25 protein-coding genes and 1 pseudogene are annotated in these 24,686 nt (G+C 64.0%); 7 read left to right on the top strand and 19 right to left on the bottom strand.

Annotated features, from left to right (window positions below; translation table 11 throughout):
• Positions 1 to 8: 8 nt before the first annotated feature.
• The 5 genes from METFAM1_RS20915 (at position 9) to METFAM1_RS0114125 (ending at position 6,172) form a co-directional block, all read left to right on the top strand.
• On the top strand, positions 9 to 410 hold the full coding sequence (locus METFAM1_RS20915) for a hypothetical protein (RefSeq protein WP_157256630.1): 402 nt from the start codon (positions 9 to 11) through the stop codon (positions 408 to 410).
• Between the two features lie 13 nt (positions 411 to 423).
• The gene (locus METFAM1_RS0114140; RefSeq protein ID WP_019915998.1) at positions 424 to 1,875 is read left to right on the top strand and encodes a nickel-dependent hydrogenase large subunit; all 1,452 of its coding nucleotides are present in this window, start codon (positions 424 to 426) and stop codon (positions 1,873 to 1,875) included.
• A 106-nt stretch (positions 1,876 to 1,981) separates the two neighbouring features.
• A complete protein-coding gene (locus tag METFAM1_RS0114135) occupies positions 1,982 to 3,394 on the top strand; it encodes a Fic family protein (protein WP_019915997.1) in 1,413 nt (470 codons plus the stop codon).
• Between the two features lies 1 nt (position 3,395).
• Positions 3,396 to 3,896, top strand: coding sequence for a nickel-responsive transcriptional regulator NikR (nikR, locus tag METFAM1_RS0114130; protein ID WP_019915996.1), 501 nt, complete (start codon positions 3,396 to 3,398; stop codon positions 3,894 to 3,896).
• Positions 3,897 to 4,045: 149 nt separating this feature from the next.
• Entirely contained in the window at positions 4,046 to 6,172 is a 2,127-nt protein-coding gene (locus tag METFAM1_RS0114125) for a TonB-dependent receptor (protein WP_019915995.1), read from the top strand.
• Positions 6,173 to 6,809: 637 nt separating this feature from the next.
• Here the strand turns inward: METFAM1_RS0114125 and dbpA are convergent.
• The 18 genes and pseudogenes from dbpA to METFAM1_RS21405 form a co-directional block, all read right to left on the bottom strand.
• Complete coding sequence (dbpA, locus tag METFAM1_RS0114120) at positions 6,810 to 8,216, bottom strand: ATP-dependent RNA helicase DbpA (protein WP_019915994.1); 1,407 nt, start codon at positions 8,214 to 8,216, stop codon at positions 6,810 to 6,812.
• A gap of 98 nt (positions 8,217 to 8,314) precedes the next feature.
• A complete protein-coding gene (gene sodC / locus METFAM1_RS0114115; protein ID WP_019915992.1) occupies positions 8,315 to 8,827 on the bottom strand; it encodes a superoxide dismutase family protein in 513 nt (170 codons plus the stop codon).
• A 100-nt stretch (positions 8,828 to 8,927) separates the two neighbouring features.
• Positions 8,928 to 9,404, bottom strand: a complete 477-nt coding sequence (locus METFAM1_RS0114110; protein WP_019915991.1) for a HugZ family pyridoxamine 5'-phosphate oxidase — start codon at positions 9,402 to 9,404, stop codon at positions 8,928 to 8,930.
• A gap of 5 nt (positions 9,405 to 9,409) precedes the next feature.
• Positions 9,410 to 9,778: a cupin domain-containing protein gene (locus METFAM1_RS0114105; protein WP_024300711.1), complete on the bottom strand. Its 369-nt coding sequence runs from the start codon at positions 9,776 to 9,778 to the stop codon at positions 9,410 to 9,412.
• 86 nt (positions 9,779 to 9,864) lie between these two features.
• The gene (locus METFAM1_RS0114100) at positions 9,865 to 10,263 is read right to left on the bottom strand and encodes a cupin domain-containing protein (protein WP_019915989.1); all 399 of its coding nucleotides are present in this window, start codon (positions 10,261 to 10,263) and stop codon (positions 9,865 to 9,867) included.
• Positions 10,264 to 10,342: 79 nt separating this feature from the next.
• Positions 10,343 to 10,813, bottom strand: coding sequence for a DM13 domain-containing protein (locus METFAM1_RS0114095; RefSeq protein ID WP_019915988.1), 471 nt, complete (start codon positions 10,811 to 10,813; stop codon positions 10,343 to 10,345).
• A 47-nt stretch (positions 10,814 to 10,860) separates the two neighbouring features.
• Entirely contained in the window at positions 10,861 to 11,289 is a 429-nt protein-coding gene (locus METFAM1_RS0114090; protein WP_019915987.1) for a hypothetical protein, read from the bottom strand.
• A 44-nt stretch (positions 11,290 to 11,333) separates the two neighbouring features.
• Positions 11,334 to 11,612: a hypothetical protein gene (locus METFAM1_RS0114085; RefSeq protein WP_019915985.1), complete on the bottom strand. Its 279-nt coding sequence runs from the start codon at positions 11,610 to 11,612 to the stop codon at positions 11,334 to 11,336.
• Between the two features lie 400 nt (positions 11,613 to 12,012).
• Positions 12,013 to 12,711: a class I SAM-dependent methyltransferase gene (locus METFAM1_RS0114080; protein WP_019915984.1), complete on the bottom strand. Its 699-nt coding sequence runs from the start codon at positions 12,709 to 12,711 to the stop codon at positions 12,013 to 12,015.
• Between the two features lie 459 nt (positions 12,712 to 13,170).
• Positions 13,171 to 13,704, bottom strand: a complete 534-nt coding sequence (locus METFAM1_RS0114075) for a hypothetical protein (RefSeq protein ID WP_019915983.1) — start codon at positions 13,702 to 13,704, stop codon at positions 13,171 to 13,173.
• 829 nt (positions 13,705 to 14,533) lie between these two features.
• Positions 14,534 to 15,001: pseudogene (locus tag METFAM1_RS0114065) on the bottom strand (transposase); the annotation flags it as partial.
• A 128-nt stretch (positions 15,002 to 15,129) separates the two neighbouring features.
• On the bottom strand, positions 15,130 to 15,573 hold the full coding sequence (locus METFAM1_RS21455; protein WP_456297513.1) for a YxiG-like protein: 444 nt from the start codon (positions 15,571 to 15,573) through the stop codon (positions 15,130 to 15,132).
• A gap of 111 nt (positions 15,574 to 15,684) precedes the next feature.
• Positions 15,685 to 16,287, bottom strand: coding sequence for a DUF4272 domain-containing protein (locus METFAM1_RS0114055; RefSeq protein ID WP_269745026.1), 603 nt, complete (start codon positions 16,285 to 16,287; stop codon positions 15,685 to 15,687).
• An 85-nt stretch (positions 16,288 to 16,372) separates the two neighbouring features.
• Positions 16,373 to 16,648, bottom strand: a complete 276-nt coding sequence (locus METFAM1_RS0114050) for a hypothetical protein (RefSeq protein ID WP_157256629.1) — start codon at positions 16,646 to 16,648, stop codon at positions 16,373 to 16,375.
• 151 nt (positions 16,649 to 16,799) lie between these two features.
• Positions 16,800 to 17,096 carry a hypothetical protein gene (locus tag METFAM1_RS0114045; protein ID WP_019915975.1) on the bottom strand — a complete coding sequence of 99 codons (297 nt, stop codon included), beginning with the start codon at positions 17,094 to 17,096 and terminating at the stop codon, positions 16,800 to 16,802.
• Positions 17,097 to 17,195: 99 nt separating this feature from the next.
• Complete coding sequence (locus tag METFAM1_RS0114040) at positions 17,196 to 17,612, bottom strand: acyl carrier protein (RefSeq protein ID WP_019915974.1); 417 nt, start codon at positions 17,610 to 17,612, stop codon at positions 17,196 to 17,198.
• A gap of 1,805 nt (positions 17,613 to 19,417) precedes the next feature.
• Entirely contained in the window at positions 19,418 to 20,086 is a 669-nt protein-coding gene (locus tag METFAM1_RS0114035) for a hypothetical protein (RefSeq protein WP_019915973.1), read from the bottom strand.
• A gap of 267 nt (positions 20,087 to 20,353) precedes the next feature.
• On the bottom strand, positions 20,354 to 20,515 hold the full coding sequence (locus METFAM1_RS21405; protein WP_198291405.1) for a barstar family protein: 162 nt from the start codon (positions 20,513 to 20,515) through the stop codon (positions 20,354 to 20,356).
• A gap of 1,515 nt (positions 20,516 to 22,030) precedes the next feature.
• On the opposite strand from METFAM1_RS21405, the gene METFAM1_RS20210 reads away from it, so the two are divergent.
• Positions 22,031 to 22,864, top strand: coding sequence for a phage integrase N-terminal SAM-like domain-containing protein (locus tag METFAM1_RS20210; protein ID WP_456297510.1), 834 nt, complete (start codon positions 22,031 to 22,033; stop codon positions 22,862 to 22,864).
• A complete protein-coding gene (locus METFAM1_RS21450) occupies positions 22,762 to 23,031 on the top strand; it encodes a tyrosine-type recombinase/integrase (RefSeq protein WP_456297509.1) in 270 nt (89 codons plus the stop codon). The genes METFAM1_RS20210 and METFAM1_RS21450 overlap by 103 nt, the downstream gene beginning before the upstream one ends.
• 179 nt (positions 23,032 to 23,210) lie before the next feature.
• On the opposite strand, the gene gatB is transcribed toward METFAM1_RS21450, so the two are convergent.
• Entirely contained in the window at positions 23,211 to 24,680 is a 1,470-nt protein-coding gene (gene gatB / locus METFAM1_RS0114025; protein ID WP_019915972.1) for an Asp-tRNA(Asn)/Glu-tRNA(Gln) amidotransferase subunit GatB, read from the bottom strand.
• Positions 24,681 to 24,686 lie beyond the last annotated feature (6 nt).

Raw genomic sequence — 24,686 nt, 5'->3', positions numbered from 1 at the left:
GTGAGAAGATGAATGTTGCGGTAGCCATCGAGCTTTTCGCTGCTTCACTCGGATTGTTTAGCAGCGCTTTTTTCTGTGTTGGAGTCCTTCACTTGAAGGACTCCACCCTTGAGTCGATTGCAACACGTATGTGGGGCAAGGGCGAACTAATCGCGGTCGAATTGGCGCAACAGAAATCAGATTTTGTGTTCGGTGCATTGCTCCTCTTTTCGGCATTCACGGCGCAGTTCGTGGCTAGACTCGGCCCCCCAGAAATGTCTTCTCATCGGGTTGCGGACTCTGTAGTCGTGGGCGCTCTTGGAGCATTCGGTCTTGCCGGTCTGTTCGTGCTCTTGCTGTACTTCCCATATCGCCGTCACCGCAGAATCGCAGTCGACCGATTAAATAGGTCTACTGAGGGCAAGCTGTGAAAGGGGCTTACGCATGACCCGCCTCCTCGTCGGCCCCTTCAACCGCGTCGAGGGCGATCTCGAAGTGACGCTGGACGTCGCCGACGGTCGCGTCGCATCGGCGCACGTCAATGCGCCGATGTACCGCGGCTTCGAGCAGATCCTGCGCGGGCGCGAGCCGCATGACGCGCTGGTGTATGTGCCGCGCATCTGCGGCATCTGTTCGGTGTCGCAGTCGGTGGCGGCCGCGCGTGCGCTGGCCGATCTCGGCGGCATCACGATGCCGGCCAACGGCCAGCACGTCACCAATGTGATTCTCGCCACCGAAAATCTGGCCGATCACCTGACCCACTTCTACCTGTTCTTCATGCCGGATTTCGTGCGCCCGGTGTACGCCAGCCGGCCCTGGCATGCCGAGGCGGTGCGCCGCTTCACGCCGCAGACCGGCGAACGGGTACGCGCCGCGATCGCCGCGCGCCAGCGCTGGTTCACGCTGCTCGGCACGTTGGCCGGCAAGTGGCCGCACACGCAGAGCATCGACCCCGGTGGCTCGACGCGCGCCATCGACGCCGCCGAACGCGTGCGCCTGCTGGCCCGCGTGCGCGAATTCCGCCGCTTCCTCGAAACCCACACCTATGCCGCGCCGCTGGAACAGGTGGCCGCGCTCGATTCGGAAGCCGCGCTCGACGCCTGGCACGCCGCCGACCCGCTGAACGGCGACCTGCACTTCTTCCTGACCGTCGCCCGCGACGCGACGCTGGCCACGCTCGGGGTTGGCTCCGGCCGCTTCCTCAGCTACGGCGCCTACCCGCAGCCTGAGGGCGGCACCGCGCTGGGCGCAGGCGTCTGGCACGCCGGCGCGCTGTCGCCGCTCGACCCGGCCGCCATCCGCGAAGACGCCACGCACGCCTGGCTGAGCGATGCCGGCGGCCCGCAGCATCCGCGCAGCGGCGTCACGCGGCCGGAACCGGACAAGGCGGGCGCCTACACCTGGAACAAGGCGCCGCGGCTGGCCGGCGAGGTGGTCGAAACCGGCGCCATCGCGCGCCAGCTGGCGAGCGGCCATCGGCTCATCGTCGATCTGGTCGGCCGTTACGGCGGCACGGTCTACACCCGCGTCGTCGCCCGCCTGCTCGAACTCGCGCGCGTCGTGCTCATGATGGAAGACTGGCTGCGCGCCGTGCGGCCGGGCGAACCCTTCTGCACGCCGGGCCGGTTGCCGGACGAAGGCAGCGGCGCCGGCCTCGGCGAAGCGGCGCGCGGCAGTCTGGGTCACTGGATTTCGGTGCGCGATGGCCGCATCGCCAACTACCAGATCGTCGCGCCCACCACCTGGAACTTCTCGCCACGCGACGCCGCCGGCCGCCCCGGCGCGCTGGAGTCGGCACTCGAAGGCGCGCCGGTGCGCGAGGGCGAAACGACGCCGGTGGCGGTGCAGCACATCGTGCGGTCTTTCGATCCGTGCATGGTGTGTACGGTGCACTGAGTCGTTGGCGGCAAGCGGCGCGTATCGAATCGCGCCATATCCCGGTTGGCGCGATATTGCTTTTTGTGCCAATATTGTGGCGCGATAATTGAATTGCGCCACTGAAATGACCCGGCCCCGCTCATCCATCGATCCGCACACGCTCGCCGCACTGATCGCCCGCCACGCGGAGGGCGTCGGTGTGGATGGTTTGATGCGCGCGCTCGGCGAAGGGGTGGCGCGGCGCACGTTGCAGCGCCGGCTGGCCGAGCTGGTCGCTCAGGGGCGTGTCCTGACGCGAGGCGAGGCGCGGGCGCTGAAGTATTTCCCGGCGCCTGCCGGCTCCGTGCTGGCGGCGATGGAGCCTCTGCCGGCCGCCGCCCCGGCACCCTATGTGACGCTGTCCGCCGAGGGCGCCGAGCTGCGCGATCTGGTGCGCCGGCCGCTGCATCTGCGTCGCCCGGTCGGTTACGACATCGGATTCGTCGAGCGCTATCGCGCCAATGACACCTTCTATCTGCCAGAACCGCTGCGGGCGCAGCTGCATGTGCTCGGTCGCTCACCGGTCGGCGAAGCGGCTGCGGGCGCTTTTGCCGGCGACATCCTGAACCGGCTGCTGATCGACCTGTCCTGGGCCTCGTCGCGGCTGGAGGGCAACACCTATTCGCGGCTCGATACCGAACGCCTGATCGAACTGGGCGAAATCGCCGAGGGCAAGGACGCGCTCGAAACGCAGATGATCCTGAACCACAAGGCGGCCATCGAGTACCTGGTGCATGGCGCAGGCCGCATCCGCGTCGATCGCGAAACGCTGCTGTCGCTGCACGCGCTGCTGTCGGACGGCCTGCTGCGCGATCCGCAGGCCGGCGGCCGGGTGCGCAGCCGGGCGGTCGAGATCAGCGGCAGCGTGTATCGGCCGCTGGCGCTGCCGCAGCAGCTCGACGAACTGTTCGGCATCGTCACCGACATTGCCGCCGACATCGAAGACCCGTTCGAGCAGGCCTTCTTCCTGATGGTGCACCTGCCCTATCTGCAGCCCTTCGAGGACGTGAACAAGCGGGTGTCGCGGCTGGCCGCCAACATTCCGCTGATCCGCACCAATCTGTGCCCGCTGTCCTTCATCGATGTGCCGCAGCAGGCCTATGTCGATGCGATGATCGCGGTCTACGAGCTGAACCGCATCGAGCTGCTGCGTGACGTGTTCGTGCAGGCCTATGCCCGTTCGTGCCAGCAGTATGTCGCCGTTACGCAGCAACTGGTGCCGCCCGACACCTTCCGCCTGCGCCATCGAAAGGCGCTGACCGAAGCGGTACGCGCCATCGTGCTGGGCGGGCTGCCGGCGAATGCATCAACGGCACGCACGGTGATGCCGGCCGCCGTGGCGGAAGCCGACCAGGCGCGCTTCGCCGAGCTGGTGCTGCAGGAGTTCCGCTCGCTGCACGAAGGAAACGCCGTCCGCTTCGGACTGCGCCCGCTGGAATTTGCCGACTGGCTGGCCGCGCACGGCGGGTCGATCAACACGAGCTCATCGGAGTCATGACATGCAGCGTTTCACCATTTCCCTCGACGACCAGCTGGCCGCCCAGTTCGACGACTGGATCGCGCAGCGCGGCTACGGCAACCGGTCGGAGGCGGTGCGCGACCTGTTCCGCGCCGAACTGGACCGCACGGCACAGCAGACCGGCAAGGCGACGCACTGCGTGGCCTGCCTGTCCTACGTGTTCAACCACCACGAACGCGACCTGGCCGAGCGCATCATCAGCCTGCAGCACGCGCACCACGACCTGACGGTGTCGTCGATGCACGCCCACCTCGACCACGACTACTGCCTCGAAACCGTCATCCTGAAAGGCGAGATCGCCACCGTGCGGCAGTTCGCCGACGCCGTTTGCGCTGAGCGCGGCGTGCACCACGGGCAGATCAATCTGATCAGCGTCGAACTGGACGCCGGCCATCATCACGCCGGGCCGGGCGGCCATCGCTACACGCGGCGGCACGAGCGCGGCGGCCACGGCCACGTGCACATCAAGCCCAGCACCTGACGTCAGCACCGCAGCCGCAGCATTGATCGAAACGGCAGCGCACTGACCACCGTGCAGCCGGCCGTCGCGCCGGAACGCTTGCCCGGCTTAGCGCCCTGGCTGGCACGCTTCTCGCGTATGAAGACTGTTCCACCTCTTCATACAAAAAGATGAACACGAAAAAAGGCTGTTCAGGGAAGGTGCTGCGGGCGCCGTCGTCGTCCGTGTCAGGACTGCTGCCGCTGCTGTGCGTGCCCGTCATCGGGGCGTCGGGCACCGCGCTGGCGCACGAAGCGGCGCCGTCGGCCCACCATCTCGACGCGGTGACCATCGAGGGCCACTACGACAACGCGGTCGGCACGTCCGATGCCGCCAGCCAGGGCCGCGTCACCGCGCGGCTGATCGAGAACCGGCCGACGCTGCGTCCGGCCGAGGTGCTGGAGTTTGTGCCGGGCGTCATCGTCACGCAGCACAGTGGCGGCGGCAAAGCGAACCAGTACTTCCTGCGCGGCTTCAACCTCGACCACGGCACCGACTTCGCCACCTATATAGATGGCATGCCGGCCAATATGCCGACGCACGCGCACGGCCACGGCTACACCGACCTGAACTGGCTGATCCCGGAGCTGGTCGGTCGCATCGACTACCGCAAGGGGCCGTACTACGCCGAAGAAGGCGATTTCGCGTCGGCCGGGTCGGCGCGGCTGCGGCTGGTCGACCGGCTCGATTACGGTACCGCCGAAGTGACCATCGGTCAGGACGGCCACCGACGCGGCCTGCTGATGAATTCGCACGCGCTCGGCGCCGGCACGCTGCTGTACGCGCTCGAAACCTCGCGCAGCGACGGCCCCTGGGACAACCCGGAAGACTTCCGCCGCATCAACGGCGTGCTGCGCTACACGCTGGGCGAAGGCGCCAACCGCACCGCGCTGACCGCGATGGCCTATACCGCGCGCTGGGACTCGACCGACCAGATTCCGCTGCGCGCCGTGCAATCGGGCCTGATCGGCCGCTACGGCACGGTGGACCCGACTGACGGCGGCAAGACGCAGCGCTACAGCCTGTCGGTCGATCACCAGCGCGCCTACGACGACGGCGCCTTCCGCTTCAATGCCTACGCCATCCAGTCGGAGCTGGACCTGTGGTCCAACTTCACCTACTTCCTCGAAAACCCGGCCGACGGCGACCAGTTCCGCCAGTCCGAACAGCGCACCGCGCTCGGCATGGCGATGAGCCGCAGCTGGGACAGCCAGTTCGCCGGCCGGCCGATGACCAATACGCTGGGCGTGCAGCTGCGGCACGACAGGCTGAGCCCGGTCGGGCTCTACTCGACGGTCGCGCGCAGCACCACCGGTGTGATCCAGCAGAGCCGCGTGCGCCAGACCAGCGTTGGCCTGTACGGCGAGAACAGCGTGCAATGGACGCCCTGGCTGCGCAGCCTGGCCGGGTTGCGCCTCGACCGCTACGACTTCGACGTCGCCAGCTCGATCGCCGCCAACAGCGGCGACGCGTCCGACCACATCGCCTCGCCCAAGCTGTCCTTCGTGTTCGGGCCGTGGGCGCGCACCGAATACTTCGTGAACTACGGCTACGGCTTCCACAGCAACGACGCCCGCGGCACCACGGCGCGCGTCACCGCCAAGGGCGGGCTGCCGGCCGATCCGGTCGATGCGCTGGTGCGCACCAAGGGCGGTGAAGTCGGCGTGCGCACCGAGTGGGTGCCTGGTCTGCAGAGTTCGCTCGCGGTATGGACGCTGAAGCTCGATTCGGAACTGCTGTTCGTCGGCGACGCCGGCGAAACCGAACCCAACCGCGCCAGCAAGCGCAGCGGCATCGAGTGGAACAACCGGTGGACGGTGCGCCCCTGGTTGCTTCTGGACCTCGACGTCGCCGCGTCGCGCGCTCGCTTCACCGAGGACGACCCGGCCGGCAATCACGTGCCGGGCGCCGTCGACCGCGTCGTCGCTGCAGGCCTCAGCCTGACCGAAGACAACCCGCTGGCCAGCGGCTGGTTCGGTCACCTGCAGATCCGGCACGTCGGCCCGCGCCCGCTGGTCGAAGACAACTCGGTGCGTTCCGACTCGACCACGCTGGCCTACCTGCGCATCGGCCACCGTCTCACCCGCGACCTGCGGCTGATGCTGGATGTGTTCAACCTGTTCGACAGCGGCGACAACGACATCGAGTACTTCTACACCTCACGCCTGCGCGGCGAAGCGGCAGGTGGCGTCGATGACCGTCACTTCCATCCGGTCGAACCGCGCAGCGTGCGGCTGACGCTGAATGCACGGTTCTGAGCCCGATTCGCGGGCTGAGCTTGGGCGGGCTTCTGTGGGAGGGGTCTTCTGACCCCGACAGCGGCCTGAATCGAAGCCGAGCAGCCTGCCAACGCCGCATCGCGACCAAAGGTCGCCCCCACAGGGACTGAGCCCGATCCGCCGTCGAAGCCTGGGCGGGGGGCTGTGGGAGGGGTGTTCTGACCCCGACGGTGGCTTGAATCGAAGCCTGCGGACTGCCACGGCCGCGTCGCGGTCAGAAGACCGCTCCCACAGGGGGGTGCGCTTGATCAACGATCCGAGCCCGGGCCCGGGTTCTGCAGGAAGAGGTGTGCCCGATCCGCGGCTCGGGCGGGGCTTCTGTGGGAGGGGTCTTCTGACCCCGACAGCAGCCTGAATCGAAGCCGGCGGACTGCAGCGGCCCTGTCGAGGCCAAGGCCGTTCCCACAGGGGCTGAGTCTGATCCGCGGGCTAAGCCTGGACGGGATTCTGTGGGAGGGGTCTTCTGACCCGACAGCGGCCTGCATCGAAGTCGGGCGGTTTGCCAACGCCGCAATCGCGACCAAAGGTCGCTCCCACAGGATCGCACCCTGTTCGCCGCCTGAGCCGGGTTTTGTGGGAGCGAGCTTGCTCGCGATGCAGCCAGTACCGTACGCGCCTACTCCTCGACCAGCTTCACCTTCACATACCGCCCCTTCACCATGCCGCCATCCAGCCGCAGCACCGCCTCCTTCGCGATGCTGCGGTCGACGGCGACGAAGGTGAGGTAGTCGGTCACGTCGATGCGGCCGATCTGTTCGCGGGTGAAGCCGGCGTAGGCGGTGAGCGCGCCGAGTACGTCGCCGGGGCGCATCTTTTCCTTGCGGCCGCCCAGTATCTGCAGCGTGGCCATCGGCGGTACCAGCGGGGCGTCGCTGCTGGCTTCGAGTTCGGCCAGCGTGCCCCACTCCAGCGGGCGACCCTGCGCTTCCTCGATGCGCTGCGCGCGCACCTTCTCGAACGGGGCCGCCAGTGCCCATGCGGCACCTTCGGCGTCGCCGCGACCGGTGCGGCCGATGCGGTGCACGTGCACCTCGGGGTCGGGCGTGACCTCGACGCTGATCACCGCGTCCAGCGCGTCGATGTCCAGCCCGCGCGCGGCGACGTCGGTCGCCACCAGCACCGACACGCTGCGCTGGGCGAAGCGCAGCAGTGCGCGGTCGCGGTCACGCTGTTCGAGGTCGCCCGACAGCTCGATGGCCTCGATGCCGGCTTCACGCAGTGCCGCCACCACCTCGCGGCAGCGCCGCTTGGTGTTGCAGAAGGCGATGGTGCTGACCGGCCGGTAATGGCGCAGCAGGCGCAGCACGGCCTCCGGTCGTTGCGCCTCGTCGACCTCGAAGAAGCGCTGGCGGATCTTGTGTTCGGCGTGCTGCATCTCGACCGTGATGCGCTCGGGCTTGCGCAGGAACTGCGCCGCGAGGCGCTCGATGCCCTCGGGAAAGGTGGCCGAGAACAGCAGCGTCTGCCGCTCGCGCGGGCACTGGCGCGCGACGTGCGTGATGTCGTCGAGGAAGCCCATGTCGAGCATGCGGTCGGCTTCGTCGAGCACCAGCGTATTCACGCCACGCAGGTCGAGCGTGGCGCGCTCCAGGTGGTCGATGATGCGGCCCGGCGTGCCGACGATGACGTGCGCGCCGTGCGACAGGCTGTCGACCTGCGGGCCGATCTTGCTGCCGCCACACAGCGTGAGTACCTTGATGTTGTCGGTGCCGCGCGCCAGGCGGCGGATTTCCTTCGCCACCTGGTCGGCCAGCTCGCGCGTCGGGCACAGCACCAGCGCCTGCGGCGAGAACCAGCGCGGGTTCAAGCGGGCCAGCAACGGCAGCGCGAAGGCGGCGGTCTTGCCGCTGCCGGTCTTGGCCTGCGCGATCAGATCGCGCCCGGCCAGCGCCACGGGCAACGCGGCGGCCTGCACCGGCGTCATCGCGTCGAAACCGAGCGTGCGCAGGTTGGCGAGGGTGTCGGGCGACAGCGGCAGGCTGTCGAAGGCGGTATCGGGGGAGGGGGAAGCGGCAGAGGTCATGCCGGATTATCCGCGATCCGGCGCTGTGGCGCCCCTGGTCAACTGTCGCAGCCCTGCCTCATGCGGCCGGGCTGCGACCCAATCAGCGGCAATGCGGTTCAGCGAATCACGCCGCAGGCCACGCGCGCGCCGCCGCCGCCGAGCGGGGCTGGGTGGTCGGCGTGGTTGTCGCCGCCTGCGTGCACCATCAGCGAGCGCCCGGTCAGGTCAGCCGTCTTCAGGCGCGGTGCCAGCACCGGGTTGGTCGCATTGCCCGACGCATCGACGTAGAGCGGCGGCAGATCGCCCAGATGGCCGTCGCCCCACGGCGTGCCGTGCTTGTTGCTGCCCGCCGGATCGTAATGGCCGCCCGCCGCCAGCGCCGGCACCTTCTTGCCATCCTTGTCCATCGGCTCGCAGCTCGGGTTCTGGTGCACGTGGAAACCGTGCAGTCCGGGCGGCAGGCCCTGCAGCGCCGGGGTGAACACCAGGCCGTAGCGGCTTTCCGAAATCGTCACATTGCCGACTGGCGTGCCGACGCCCTTTTCATCAACCACGCTGACCGGCACCACGACATCGGCGCTGGCCGCGCCGCTCGCGGCCATCATCAACGCAACAATCATCTTTTTCATTTGACATCCTCCTTGAGCTCGTCTTTCGGATGCGACGCAATCGCGCGCGCGTCGTGCGACAAGCATATCGTCATCACGCCGCAAGGCGGACGACAATCTTTCAGGCGCGGCCGGCGACGATGTCGGCAAAGCCCGCCGCGGTGAGCGAGCGCGCCTGCGCGAAGCCGCCGACGAAGCGCGCCGACAGCACTGAAATCACGAACAGCGAAAAGTCGCCGAAGGAGAACAGCTCTTCGCTTTCCGGCAGCCGTGCCAGATAGGCGGCGCGCGCCACATCGTGGTCGGGCGCGCCGACCGGGCAGACCTCGGCCCGGCCGCGCACGCTCAGCCGCGGCAGCGCCAGCGGCGACTCGCCGGCCGCCAGCGGCGCGGTGATCAGCAGCGCGACCTCGGGGTGGTCGCGCATGTCGGCGGTATGGCTCGCCAGCGCGCTGACGTGGATGACGAAGCGCCCGTCCGGCAACAGCGCACAGGGCACCATCGAAACGGCCGGCTCGCCCTCGTGCAGTGTCGCCAGCGCTGCCACCGGCTGCCGGGCGAGCAGATCGCGCAGTGCCTGGGCCTGTTCGGGCGTCATCGTGTTCAGGCGCGCCAGGGCAGGTTCATCACCGTGCCGTCGGGCAGCGTGACCGTGTCGCCCAGCGGCATCGCCGATACGAACTCGCTGTCGCATTCGGCGAAGATCTGGTGCACCGCATTCGCCGGCAGGATGAGCGTGTCGCCGGCCGTATAGCGAACCTCCTGCCCCTCGACCGTCGCCCGCCCGCTGCCGCTGAGGATGAGCACCACCTCTTCGCCGCTGTGGCGGTGCGGCGGTGTCGCCGCGCCCGCTTCCATGCGCCCGCGCCACATTTCGATCTGCCGCGCGCCGCTGGCGGGTGTGGCGACGCCCGCGATGTGGTTGCCCTGCATCGAGTGGGTCTGGTTCCGAGCGAATGAAAAGACGGCCACGGCGGTTCTCCGTAAGTGGGGCGGGAAAGCGGCGCCAGTGTGCCCCTCGGCGACCTGCGCTGCCGTGAAGCTCGCCACGCCCCCGATCAGGCCGGGCGCCAGGGCTGCACCTTGTCCTGTTCCGCCGGGTCGTTGCGCGCCACCACCGCGCGCGCCGGCTGCGTCGCGCTCAGGTTCACCGCCTCGTGCGGCACGCCCGGCGGCACGAACAGGAACTCGCCGGCCCGGCTGATCACCTCGTTCTCCAGCGCCTCGCCCCAGCGCGTCAGTACCTCGCCCTCCAGCACGTAGATGCCGGTCTCGTAACCGACATGCAGATGCGGCTCCGAGCGTGCGCCGGGCGGAATCACCACCAGGTGCATCGACAGGCCGCGGGCGCCGACGGTTTGCCCGGAAATGCCGACGAAGTAGGGCAGGCGCTGCGCGGTGGACACCTCCGTCGTCGGTGTGACTGCGTGTACGCGCGGGTTCTCTGCGGCGTGCATGGCATGCTCCTTCCGTGTGCCGCTTCCGGTAGTGCGCGGCGAATGGCGCCGAGCGGCGCCGGTCGTCGACGGCCCGTCGCTAGCGATAGCGTGCGGCGGTGATGAACTGGTTGAAGGTTTCGCACCACACGATCACCGATGAATAGTCGGACGGGTTGATCGAAGCGGGCACTGGCACAACGAAGTTGCGGAAGGTGCGAACGTCGCCGACCCTCACCATGCGGTCCTTGAGTCGCAGGAAATCGGCTTCGGTCTCGACGAACTCCGGCGACAGGTAGAGCTTGTAATCCGGGCCGGGCGCCAGCTCGCCCTCGAACACGATGGCTTCCGCGCCGATCGACACCTTGCCTTCGCCCCAGTGCAGCGCATCGCTGTCCTTCAGATCGCGGCGGAAGTGAGCCTCATGGCTTGCCGCCGTCGCCTGTGCGGCCACCTCTTCGCCAGAGGGTGCAGGCGGCGCGATCAGGATCGGCAGCGCGTAGATGCCGAGCGCGAAGCCGACGGCGGCCGACAGGGCATGCGTCAGGGCGAGGAGCAGCGATTTTTTCATGGCGTGTCCGTCATCAGGGCGGCGGCGTCACGGAGCCGTCAGCGGCGTCAGCGCCCGCAGCCGCATGGCGTGCGGCCGCGGCCGTTACAGAAAGAGCAGGGCACGAACCGGCCGAGCACCAGGCCGGCGCTGCCCGGCCCTTCTCCAGAGCCATGGCAGGCGCCGCAGAGGACAGAGCCGCTGTTGCCGCAGCGCGTGCAGTTCGGGGCGCCGACTGACGCGCTGCGCCGGCGGCGGCCGGTCTGCGTGCGCTCGCCGAGCCGCAGGCCAAGCTTCTCGGCAATCAGGCCCAATACCGCCAGCAGTGCGACGGTGAGTACGCCCTTCAGCCAGACGGGCGGCATGTCGGCCGACCAGATCAGTCCGAGGCCGCAGAACGCTGCGCAGACGATCAGCAACTCGAGCAGGGTGCGCCAGAACAGCAGGATCAGGCACGCGCCGACAAGGGTGAGGACGACGAGGGCTTCGGGCGTCATGATGACCTCCGTCAGGGAACGGGTCGCGTGGCGGGCACGCTGCGCTATTCGTCCTTCGTCGGCTCCAGCACGAACACCATGCCCAGTGCCCCCACCGATACCGTGCGCTCATTCACCGTCGTGTAGGACGCGATGCCCAGGGGATGATGCGTCGACGTGAACGCCGTCAGCGCCCCGATGCCGAGCACGCTGGCCAGCGGGCTGCGTTCGGCGATGACCTCCTTGATCTTGGCGCGGTGCTGCTCGGGCGACGGATTGAGCAGAAACGCGGCGGCGGTCACTGCCGTCGCGACCACTGCGGAAATGACTGCGGTCTTGGCCATGGCGTAATGGGCAGAAAGTGCCTGACGATTGAGAGGAAGGGGCAAGGCAGTGCATCGACCGGTGAGCGCGTGCAGGGTCAGAAACAGCGCGGAAGAAGCGAACGAGCGCTCGAGTCACCTCCGCTCCGGTGCTCTGGTTTGCGGCACTGCATGCCGGTGAACCTTACCGCGCAGCTGATCCGGTGTCTCCCCTCACACCGTCCGCCGATACCGACGGCTCGACGACTGGCGTTCCCGGGGGGGCGCCGCTGCAATCGGGCACTACCGCCGGAAAGAAGGCCCCGCTGGCGCCCTTGCCCGGGCGCGGACTTCTGCCGCCTCGACGCCGCCGCTCACCCGCGGTCCGGTTGCCCCGAAGGGGCGGGGGTCGCCGCGGCGGAAACGACAGTCACACGGCAATTCACGTCGAGCGCCTTGCGCACCACGCATGGACGAAACCTGCCTGGTAGAACCGGACAGGAGGGCTGAAACCACCGCGTCCGATAATGGCTTCGACCTCGCCCGGCGGGAGAATGGCCACGTCCTTCGCCCATGCCGCGTGCGTCCTTTCGATTGCGTCAGCGGGCACCTTGGCTGCGTGGAGCATGCTCACCCATGCTTTCAGCAAGGTGTCGTACTCGGGTGAGCCCACCGTCGACGACAGATCCGCGCTGGCCAGAATACCCCCGGGGCGCAACCTCGCAGCGATGCACCGGAAAAAGCGGGCGCGTTCGTCCTGATCAAGAAAGAACTGCGAAACCATGAAGCAAGTGGCTGCATCGTGAGGCTCGATGTCGGGTAAGGACTCCAGATAGCCTTCGTGAAACGTGCAGCGCGAGGCGAACGACTCCTTCTCCGCTCGCTGGCGACAGACATCGAGCATCGCGCCGGAAGGCTCCACTGCCGTGAAGCGCCAATGCGGAAACTTCCTGGCCAGGTAGGAAAGCTCCGCGCCCGCGCCCAATCCGACACACAGTATCCGGGCACTGTCAGGCAGCTCGGAAAATATCCATTCGAGCTGAAAATGAAGGCCTTCGTGAACAGGCGCAAGTTTCCTTTGCTGATGTTCATAGCCGGAAGCCTGCCGATCAAACACGGCTTTGAGTTCGTCCTGGTTCATGCGCGGGGGCCCGATAAAGTCTGACGACGCTACAGAAACACCCCGTCGCGAGGCAAGTGATTGCGTCCGGCCTTCGCCGGCACGAGGTTGTTCACCGTCTGACAGATGGGTTGGGCCTGGAGAAGTTCATCGTCCACGCGGGAGATGTCGGGTGCGTGACAACGCCGTGCCGCGCCCACCGAGCCCGCGAAGGCGGGTTGCGCATGACGAAGCCGTTGCCCTCACCGTTGATCTGAACTGAACCAGGCCAGCGGAGCTTGCAACGGCCCACGCCCTCAATGTCCCGAAAAACCAGCACACGGGCATGACGCGACAAGGGGCTGTCCCACGCGTGAGCGGAGTGCGCAGCGACTGCTACCGCTGCCCGCTGCATTCGCGGGTTCGTGCGCCGGACGCCGGCTTGGGCCGCCCGCCAGAATCACAAGAACCGTCGCCTGGAGTCCATTGTCGGGCGGCCGGCTAATCGTTGCATGCCCACGGCGTTGATTCGGTGCGCTGGCAAATAAGCCAGGCCGGAGCAGGGAACGCCAATCCGAAATCTTTCGTGCCGTTCAGTCGGTAGGTAAAGGGGATCTCGTAAAGAGCAGACATGGTGCTGTGTGGGATTTCCGTGAGGTACTTCGGCACTAGCTCGCGAAGAGAGTCGGGGTAGCGGTTGTGCTCGGCGCGAAAAGAAGACAGAGCGGTCACAATCACGTCGCCGCGACGGAAGCTCTCGGCTTTGCGATGGGTGCCCTCTACCCGCACAACCAGAGCGGTGAATACAACCAAGGCGAGCGAATACACACCAGCGATTAGCATGGTGCGACGTCGGCCGAAGAAGCCCCAGAGAAGTGCCCCAATACCGAAAGCGGCAAAGGAGATTAGCGTGAGACCCAGTAGTGCTGCGGCGCCAACACCGAACGACCACTCGAGGTAGGCGAGCGAGAAAGCGGTTGTGCTGATTACGAGCGCGGGGACTAGGCGAGGGTCGATCCAGCGGAGGGTGCTCATGCCTTCCGGCCGCCTAGCGTTTGACGTGAGTGGCGGCCGCAGCCGAAGGCGCAGGGAACCCAAAGCGGAGCTCTTGGCGGTCCCTGCTGATGGAGGAGTTAGGCCTTAGAGGCATGCTGAAGCAGAGGTAGCGCAACCGCCGTGATGACGCCAAGAGCGAGAACGAGCCCGTATACGACAAGCGCAAGTAGCGCTCCGCCTTTGAACTGCAAAGAGACGCCCTCAGGAGACTTCGCTCGAGGCCCCAGATACCAGCCACCAAGCAGCAGGGGAACAGCAAGGCTGAGGAGGAGAGTAAGAGGTACTGGAAAAGGATGCCCGGCCAACAAATTGAGGACCGCGCCAGCCCCGCTAACCAAGAACACTAGGAGGCCAAACACCAACGCATGAGGCCAACTCAGACGCGTTCGACGGAACAAGAATGCCGCGGCCTTCGTGAGTAGTGCATAGAGCAGGGGCGCAAGAAGCAGGGGCAGGAACTGAAGAATCATCGGACGTTATCCGCGTGAGGTCGGTAGGAGGTGGGTAAAGGCCTAACGACGCTGTAGAAATACCCCGTTCCGGGGAGAGCGGTTGCTTCCGGCGCATGCCGGCTCGAAGTCGTTCATCATCGTTTCAGCCTTCCGATCTTCGCTTCATCATCGTCCCCTGACGTCAGCGCCGGCCGCTGCCCGGCGCGCTCGAAATGGCGCCGGCCTCTCCCGCCAGCTTACCTAATTCGCGTATCCATGGTGCCCGAGCTTTTCGATGTTGTGCACCTGGCGGTACAGCTTCCATTGCCCATCCACCTTCTCCCGCCCGCGCAGCGTGAAGCGGGTGAGCCGCTTGTTGTGCCGCTCTTGGCCTTCGACGCGTTCGACGGCAGCTTCACGCCGTCGATGGCGAAGAGCTCGCGCTCGATCAGTCCCTGGCGGTCGCACACCAGCAGCACCTCGGTGAAGAGCGCTTGGGCCTCATTGCCGAGACTGCTGATGAAGTGCGCGACGGTGGTGAAGTGCGGCGCACTGTCGCCGGAGACGGCCATGAACAGCACGTTGGTGCGGCAGGCGGTGGCGATGGAGCGGGAGCTGATCAGCCCGCGCGAGTAGCCGAGCAGCACGATCTTGAGCAGCACGGCCGGATCGAAGGCCGGAGCGCCGCCAGCGTCGTTGGCGTAGCGGGCACGCAGTGCAGTGAGATCGAGGTCGTGGTCGACCAGGTGGCAGAGCGCGAACTCGAAGGTACCGGGCAGCACCTGCTGCGCGAAATCGACCGGGATGAGCTTCAGGCCGTAGTCAGGTGTCTTGAATCGCGCCATCGCAGGGCTCCGGAGAGGCGATGCGGAATCATAACAACGGCATGTGAACGAAGGTGGGGAGGGGTTTTCTACAGCCTCAACACCTGAATTAAGCCGCGCCGCGAAGCGGCGTCGGCTTGAATGAATTGTTAGCTCCCCTGCGAGGAGAGCGGGATGACAACGCTCGAAACTGTGGAGGTCTCACTACTGACTTTGGCCGATCGCAAGCTGTGAAAGACAAGATTGATGCGAAAGCGATCAGTCTCGATCTCAGCCTCGTACATGGGGCAGCCTAGCCGAGTAGCCCAGGCAGCGGCCTTGGCGGATGGCTCAATTGCCCGAATGCCTGGCCATGCCAGTGACCAACAAGTACCCCACACATAACCGTCCGGCTCGCCGGCATCTAGCCAGGACTGATAGTCAACAAACGCCTCGCCCCATGATCTTGCCCAGACGTCGTCGGCTACGGCCGTGGCGTAACTCAACTCGACTACATGGGTGAACTGCACTTGGTGCCGCCCCGGATCTTTGCCTATCGAGGACTCGACCAAGAAGGAATAGTCCCTGCCATGAGGGATGAAACCATGATCCATGACTCCGAAATCGCAATCGGGTAGCCAGTCAAGGAGGGCGATCAGAGGATGCATGTGGGGAGCTAACGTTGAAGCTCAGCGGGCAGCGTAGCCGTCCGCTGCAGCGACTGGTTAGGTATCAGTCGCCACCTCGTCCCATGGAGAGCCCCCGTAGCCGATGGCCCAATTTATTCCATGGTGACGCTCCTGGATGATGCCGATATGAACCTCTGGACATTCACGGCCATTGATTGACGCATCACGCGCCTCCCAGTGCAAGTTCAGAATTTCGTCTGCCATTTCCACCAAGACCTCATCCGATCTTCTTCGGGCGGACGCAATAAATTCGTTCACCGACACCGACGTACGCGGTGGAAGGAGGTCCCGGAACAACGCTGGGTTGCAAGTTTCAGAGGGGGCGGGAATGGCTTCCACCAAGCCAAGCGACCACAGCAGAAGCAAAAGTGCTTCACTCCGCCACGAAGCGTTGAAAACCTGCCGTTCACTAGGCGTCTCTGACGTTATGAAGTCCAGTTCTTCCGGCGAAAGCTCGGCCCATAAGTCCTCCGCTCGCAGCCAATCAATCAACTTCTGCTTGTCGTCGCCGAACGCAATTGAAATGACGGCGAACAGCGCCAGCGCCCGTCGCGCAATGGCACCGGCATCTCGGATTTCGTCTTCCGGTCCTTCGTCGAAATAAGGTTCTTCCATTTGATATCTAACGTTCAAGGTCACCGGACGCTGGCAAGCGCAGCTTGCCGGAGGTCCGGTGGACCGGATTGTTGGGCGGCGCGGTCATTTAGTGCGATAGGCGATACCATCACTGCCGCTCATTTTCAAGAAGGCGCAGAAATTCGTGATACGCCTCCCGTTCGTATTCCAAGACACGGTCCAGCAAAGAATTGGCTAACAGAAGGCCATGGAACACTCCGTTCATAGCATTTGCGGTTCTGTGGAATACGAAGTGCGCACCGAGTTGAGCGTCAATCACTTCTGCTTCAGTCTCGCAGATCACGTTGAGCGCAGAGTCTACGTGGTTCAAGCAGCAGAAATAGGTACGGTCAGCGTGCCAATAGACTCCGAACACCTCAAACACGTTACCGTACTGCTTCTCGCGGACCCTCATTGGGAACCTGCCCCCAGTGACGCCCAACGTTGTAGGTAAGGGGCGCTGCGCGGCGGTTTATCGCGCAGCGTCCAGCGACCGGAGGGAGCGGCCTTGACTGCAGGGTTGGGCCTCACCGCGCTCAGCCCGTTGATAGAAGCAGAAAACAGTTAACTGCCGCAGCCAATAGTGCGAGGCCAACCAAATAGAATGCATATAGGCGATCGATCACCTGTCGCTCGTTTGCCAAGGCTTTCTTGATGTTCTTCCGCTCATCAACAGCGAAGACGATCAGGACGATGGTTCCCATCCAGCCAAGAAAAGAACTCCAACCCCACAATGGGGAAATGGCCAGAACAAAGTTCAAGCCCATACCCAGTGCAAAGAGCGAGAGAACGAGGGCTTGGACCGCCGGTGGCAAGTTGAAAGTTTTCCTCATCGGTTCAGCGAACTCTCGCTTGTGCGGCCCAACGTTTGAATTCAGCGGACGGTGAAATGCGCAGCATTCTGCCGGTCCGCTGGAATGATTGGTTCGGCGTCATGAGGACAGCGTCTTCCCGTGCACGAAAGTGATGACGTCGTGGACAGTTTTGGTGTCTTCCGCCTCCTTGTCCGAGATCGCAATTCTGAAGCGCTTCTCAAGTGCTTCGACAAGGGCGACGTCAACCATTGAGTCGGTGTCCAAGAGGAACCGTAAGTTACGCGAGAAGTCATCACCGGGGATCATCCTGGACACATCACCTTGGAGTTCGTCTGCAAGGACTTGCCGTACTCCGGTTACTACCTCGCGAGACATGCCAGAGTCTTGATAAAACGCTGCATAGAAGTCGTCATCCGATAGCGACTCTCTACCGCGAAACGTGTTTTGGAACTCCGTATCCACTCGTCGCTTCTCAAAGAAGAACCAGACCCCAACAGTGAGAGCGAGGACGGCAATTCCGAGTGCAGTATTCATGACGCCGAACGTCGTAGTTGTGCGGACGCCGGAGCGGCGCAGCCGCACAGGGTACCCAAGGCGCAGCTTTGGGCGGTCCGCTCGAACGCAGTGTTGGACGACACCGAGACCGTCAGCGAAGGCAGGTTGTGCATGACGAAGCCGTTGCCCCTCAAAGTTGATCTGAACTGAACCAGGCCACCGGCGCTCGCGATGGCCCGCCGCCCTCAATGCCCCGAAACACTAGCACAAGAGCATGGCGCAACAAGGGGCGAACTCACGCGTGCGCCGAGTGCGAAACGACCACTCTCGCTGACCGCCGCAGCCGCTAGCTCGGGCGCTGCACGCAGGCTTGGACCGCCCGCCAGAAACACCAAGAACCGGTGACGTTCAACGCCGATGCTCAGCCGCGGATCCGCCGAAGGCGGATACGTCGGCTGGAGCTACTTGTTGGGCGACAACTACGGGACAAGAGACCACTTGAACTGCTCCTTGAAGTCTCGGAAGCACTCAGGACATATCCAGTGATACCTGTCCTCTGTGCAATATCCATTTTGGATTGAATCCTTGGTGCGAGGCGACGCGAGCTTTGCCCAGCAGAATTCGCAGTGATCATGATCGTTGTCAGGATGCCTCGGTTCCCACTGCATATGGCTCAGCGTTACGCCCTGCAGGTAACGCTCTTGACCAGAAAGCCGCCAGTCGTTTGCTGAGACAGAGGCCATATTCTTTTACGCCCAACGGTTGAGTTGAGCGGCGCGCACGCCGGCAATTGCGAGTGTCACTTTATATCTCACGCGTCCGCTCGAACGAGGTGTTAGACCGCATTCCACTAGCCAACCACCTTGATTTCGCCGCCAAACTCGCGCTCAGGCAACTCAACGCGCCTATCGGCACCGCAGCTGGAGCAGACGAAGCTCGAACCGGCACTCCGAGCGAGGATCGTCGATGCCTCAAGTTGTTCGAGGAGCCGATAGAAGTCTGCGCGGCAAGCCAAGGATGCAGTCGGGAACGACCATGGAAGGTCGGAGCACTCTGGGCAGGGAGCCAAGAATTGAAGTCTCTTCCGCGCGATTCCGCGATCTCCATGTTTGAGCTTGAGTAGCTCCCCACGACTTGTGGCAGCTTCGATTGAAGCTGAGTGCAACTCGCACCATTGAGAAAATGCGGCTTGGTCGCCACCGGCGAGAAACGTGCGCAAATGACGAACGAGGGATGAGCTATCCATGCGGTCTAACGTAGAGCTAACCGGCGCTGCGCGGCCTTATCGCGCAGCGTCCAGCGACCGAAGGAAGGGAGGTTGAGCGCCGGGTTAGATTTACTCATTCGCAGGCTTTTGATGGCTAGAAATGAAAAACAGAATGCTCGCCCAGATAACCCAAGCTCCCCATAGGAAAATTGTTACGAGTAAGACGGCAAATGATATTTCATCGCCCTTGCGATCACATGGTGCGTAACCGGATAGATAGCTTGAAAAGAACGCAAGGCAGGAGAATAGAAAAATTATTGACGCGACGAAAACAGACAACACTCGGACAGACCGATTGACGGAAGCGAAGTACGAAACAACCCCAAGGGACAGTATTGGCATGGCTATTTCTAGTGCGAGCTTCAAGCCCTTTTCATGGCTGAAAACCCAAGAGTAGTCCGGGCCACACCCAGTGGATGCTCGCAATTCATTGAAGTAAGCGTTGGAACCGCCAAGCACAGCGCTGATAGTTAAAAGGCAGAGAGTGACGATGCGCAGCATGCAAATCTAACGTTCGACATGAACGGCAGTTGGCGGCTTGCCGACAACGGTCCGCTCGATGGAGGGGTTAGGCAGCTCAAGGGCGCCAAACATTGAGTTCCCCCGAAGGGGCAACAGAAACCAGGAGCATCTGGGAGCGCCAGTCAACGAGGATGAGCTTGTACGCCCTATTCAGCGTTGTGAACGCTCGAGTAAGTTGCGTGTCGTCACCACCACGCTCAACCATCGCGGCCAATACGCCGACGCCTCCATCGTTGGTGAGCCCGTAAAGAAATACGCCCCCGTTGAGCCCGAGTGTGAAGCCACCTTTGACCTGCCCAAGAGGCCGAGAGGTAGTAGTGAGGATCGGCGCGGGATTTCGCTTACCCCCGACGGCCTGCTCGACCTGCGCCAGTGCGCCTTTGCCAGATATGACATTCGAATAGCCGAGGCGCCTCGCGTAGATTTCTGTCCATCCGTTTGGAGTGCGATGAGCTCGCTCGAACACCTTGTACTCGGACAGCTTCTGCTTGATTTCCGCGAGCCTCTCCGCTGGAAAGAACTCCAACTGTCGCCATTCATCTTCGTGGAACTGAGGAGACCCATCGAAGGACTCCTTCGTTGGCATGACGAACTCGATTTGATCCGCGGCTACCGTCGGCATCGTGAAGCGAATGGACTTCACGTCGACGGTCTCGACCTGCGCGGCTTGCGCCGAGGACGCCACGCCAAGCGCCGCAAGAGCTGATGTGATGAGCTTTTTCATTGAATATGCGTAAGGGGCCTAACGTCTGAAATGAGCAGCCTCGCGCGGCTTTATGCGCGATGTCCGCTCGATTGATGGGTTGGGCGGGCGGCTACGCATGGTATGACAACGCCAACACCGCAGGCTCACCCTGCTGAATGCGACGCCAGTTAACAAACGCCGAGCACTCAACAATTGCAGCGTATTGCTCGGGACATCTAGCCATAAACGGTTTGACGTTCTCAAGCTCAACGGTCAGAACCGTACCCGGCTCACAGTGTATGGAAGTCATTTCTTCTTCGGGCGCATCAAGACTCGACTGCAGTCAATCCACGCATTCATGTTTCGTCCATAGAACGCCGGAAACTGAAACACGCGGTTGAATTCGTCGTGGAATGACGGCCAGTCGGTGATTCGGTCGCATTCGATCTTTGCGAGAGCTACGAGCATCTTCGTTAAGCCGCCCAACGTCGTAGTTGTGCGGACGCCGGAGCGGCGTAGCCGCGCAGGGCACCCAAAGCGCAGCTTTGGGCGGTCCGCTCGAACGCAGTGTTGGACGACACCGAGACCGTCAGCGAAGGCACGTTGTGCATGACGAAGCCGTTGCCCCTTTAAATTGATCTGAACTGAATCAGGCCAGCGGTGCTTGCCACGGCCCGCCGCCCTCAATGCCCCGAAACACTAGCACATGGGCATGGCACAACAAGGGGCGACCTCACGCGAGTGCGGAGTGCGAAGTCGCCACTCTCGCTGGCCGTTGCAGTCGCTGGCTCGGGCGCTGTACGCCGACTTGGACCGCCCGCCAGAAACACCAAGAACCGGTGACGTTCAACGTTGAAGCTGAGCCGCGAGCGGCGGCTTGCCGACGCGAGTCGGCTCGAGCGACTGGTTAGAGCGCATCTTGTGCACGCGCCTACCTAGCCTGACGTTCAAGCTGTTCTAGCCCCGCACCAATGGCAGATTCGAGTGACTCATAGATCGCCGGTCCCTCCCAGCCGCACCATTTGCCATCACGGCTCTCGTAGGTGCTCAGCCGAAAGAGCCCGTCGTGCGCTTGAACCACTCTGGACATTCGTCTCGAATTTTCAGAAATCTGGACCCATCGCTCAGGCCACTTCAGATTGGTCTCCAGGAGCACGGCCTCGCCAATTTCAATCCATGCCTCGTACTCTCGGGAGTCGACGCGTTCTTAGCCATAAGCACGCGGATCGACTTTACCTGCGCGTCGCTCGGCTAGGCTCGCACTCAGCTCCAGCAGCCACCGTATTGGATTCATGCGCTCTAACGTTTGAGATGAGAGGCTTGACCCGGCTTGCCGGGGCAAGTCCTCTCGATTGAGGGGTTGGGCGTCATGTGGCACGGTTGAAGAGGCCAGATGCACGATACGACGCATAGAAGCTTAAGGCAGCCAAGACACCAAGCCCTCCTACGGCGAGGACAACAAAGATTGCCTCTGGCCCGGCTCTGCTGGCAGCTAGTGCGGCTTGGCACTCAGAGTTTGACTGGCAAACAAGGCTCAGGCTTGGCTCAGTGACCCACTGAATGAGCAACAGACTTGCCGTCGGAAGCACACCGATTGAAAAGCCAGCCGCAGCTAAAGAACCAAAGGTAAGAAGACCGGTTCGGTGAAGCACGAATGCGGCAGGAAGCCCCAGTGCCACGGTATGGCACGCAGACACGAGAAACGCACCGAAGAAGTTGAGGATGAAGAGCTTGAACGTAAGGTTCTGATCAAGCAGTGGTGATACCAGCGCAAAGGCCGCTGCTGGCGCAGCAGAAGCTAGGAACACTGACCGAGCTAGCACCCAGGCTCTGTTCATGACGCCCAACTTTGTTTTCTGGCGCAGTTTTGCGCCATAAACACGGAAGCTGCCGGGTAAACAGGCTGGGGTGATGGCCCGGAAACAGCCTTGCCATAGGGGTTTCGTCGACCTATGCTATATATTCATACAGCATTAAACGGCGATGAAAAACCTTACCCCTTCGCTTCCGCCTCTGAAATCCGTTCGCTTGCTCGATCAGCTACGCGAGCGGATACGCTACCTTCATTACACCATAAGCACCGAGAGGACATATGTTCATTGGGTGAAGGCCTTCATCCGGTTCCACCGGCTGCGTCATCCGTCCACGATGGGGCGGGCGGAGATCGAGGCTTTTCTGTCCTGGCTCGCCAATGAGCGCAGTGTCGCGGTATCGACGCACAAGCAGGCGCTATCGGCGCTGCTCTTTCTTTACAAGCAGGTCCTCGGCATTGATCTGCCGTGGATGAATGAGATCGGACGGCCGCGCACGACGCGCCGCCTGCCGGTCGTGCTGTCGCCTGACGAGGTAAAGCGTCTGTTCGCGCTGATGGAAGGAGAACATCGCCTCTTCGCCCAGCTGCTGTACGGCACCGGCATGCGGCTGACCGAGGGCTTGCGGCTGCGGGTGAAGGATGTCGACTTCGAGCACCTCACGCTCATCGTGCGTGAGGGCAAGGGGCGCAAGGACCGCGCACTGATGTTGCCGCAGTCGCTGGTATCGCCGCTGCGCGATCAGATGGCGCGTGCACGCGTGCTGTGGGACGAAGACCGACGATCCGGGCGGGCGTCGAGATGCCCGATGCACTCGCCCGCAAGTATCCGCGTGCGGATGCGTCGTGGGCGTGGTTCTGGGTGTTTCCGCAGGCCGAACACGCGGTCGACCCGCGTACTGGTGTGGTCCGCCGCCATCATATGTATGACCAGACATTCCAGCGCGCCTATCAGCGCGCGAGTAGGAGGGCGGGCCTGCACAAGCCCGCCACGCCTCATACGCTGAGACACTCCTTCGCCACGGCGCTGCTGCAGTCAGGCTACGACATTCGCACGGTGCAGGAGCTTCTCGGTCATGCGGACGTGTCGACCACGATGATCTATACGCATGTGCTCAAGGTCGGTGGGGGTGGGGTGCGCAGTCCGCTCGACGCACTTCTTTCAGCGGTGTGAGCGGGAAGGCGTGCGCCTGATCCGTTGCGATGCTGCATGCGCAGCGTCCCCGATGCGGACGACGGGGCGCGCGGGCAGATCTTCGTGCAGCGAGCGGTGCGTCCCCTGCGCCTCGACTGCCACTGTGCGCCACCCTCACCCGCTGACGCGGGTGAGGGCAAAACCGCGCTGCACCTTACTCAGCCGCCCAGCTTCTTCTTCAGCAGCTCATTCACCTGCGCCGGGCTGGCTTTGCCGCGGCTGGCTTTCATCACCTGACCGACCAGGGCGTTGAAGGCCTTTTCCTTGCCGGCGCGGTATTCCTCGACCGATTTCGGGTTGGCGGCCAACACCTCGTCGATGATGGGTTCGATGGCTGAGGCGTCGGTCACCTGCTTCAGGCCCTGCGCGTCGATGATGGCGTCGGCGTCCTTGCCTTCGCCGTTCCACAGCGCGTCGAACACCTTCTTGGCGATGCTGTTCGAAATCGTGTTGTCGGCGATGCGGGCGACCAGACCGGCGAGCTGGGCCGGGCTGACCGGGCTTTGCGCGATGTCGCGCTCTTCGCGGTTCAGGCGCGCGGCCAGTTCGCCCATGACCCAGTTGGCGAGCGGTTTAGCCAACTGAGTGGCCTGCGCCGCGCCAGCGATGGTGAGCGCGTCGGTGAAGTACTGGGCGGTTTCGCGGCTGGCGGTGAGGCCGGCGGCGTCGTAGGCGGAGAGGCCGTAATCCGATTGCAGGCGCGCGGCCAGCGCGGCCGGCAGTTCGGGCATGGCGCGGCGCACTTCGTCCACCCACTCGGCGGCGATCACCAGCGGCGGCAGGTCGGGGTCGGGGAAGTAGCGGTAGTCGTGCGCGTCTTCCTTGCTGCGCATCATGCGGGTCTCGCCGGTGTCCGGGTCGAACAGCACGGTGGCCTGCTGGATCTTGTGGCCGTCCTCGATCTGTTCGATCTGCCACTGGATCTCGTAGTCGATGGCCTGCTGCAGGAAGCGGAAGCTGTTCAGGTTCTTGATTTCGCGGCGGGTGCCCAGCGGCTCGCCGGGGCGGCGCACGCTCACGTTGGCGTCGCAGCGGAAGCTGCCTTCCTGCATGTTGCCGTCGCAGATGTCGACCCAGCGCACCAGCGCGTGCAGCGCGCGCGCATAGGCCACCGCTTCGGCGCTCGACGACATGTCCGGCTCGCTGACGATTTCCAGCAGCGGCGTGCCGGCGCGGTTCAGGTCGATGCCGGACATGCCATGGAAATCTTCGTGCAGGCTCTTGCCGGCGTCTTCTTCGAGGTGGGCGCGGGTGAGGCGCACCACTTTTTCGTAAGCCTTGTCGCCCTCGCCGACCCGTATCGTCAGCGTGCCGCCCTGCACCACCGGCAGTTCGTACTGGCTGATCTGATAGCCCTTCGGCAGGTCCGGGTAGAAGTAATTCTTGCGCGCGAAAACTGAGCGCGGCGCGACGGTGGCGCCGATGGCGAGGCCGAAGCGGATGGCGCGCTCGACGGCGGCGCGGTTCATCACCGGCAGCACGCCGGGCAGCGCCAGGTCGACCGGGCTGGCCTGCGCGTTGGGCGCGGCGCCGAAGGCGGTCGAGCTGCCGGAGAAGATTTTCGACGCGGTGTTCAGCTGGGTATGCGTTTCCAGCCCGATCACCACTTCCCAGTTCGATCTGCTCATGGTGCG

Source organism: Methyloversatilis discipulorum, from assembly GCF_000527135.1.
Classification (GTDB): Bacteria; Pseudomonadota; Gammaproteobacteria; order Burkholderiales; family Rhodocyclaceae; genus Methyloversatilis; species Methyloversatilis discipulorum.
This window is presented reverse-complemented; position numbering and strand designations above follow the sequence as displayed.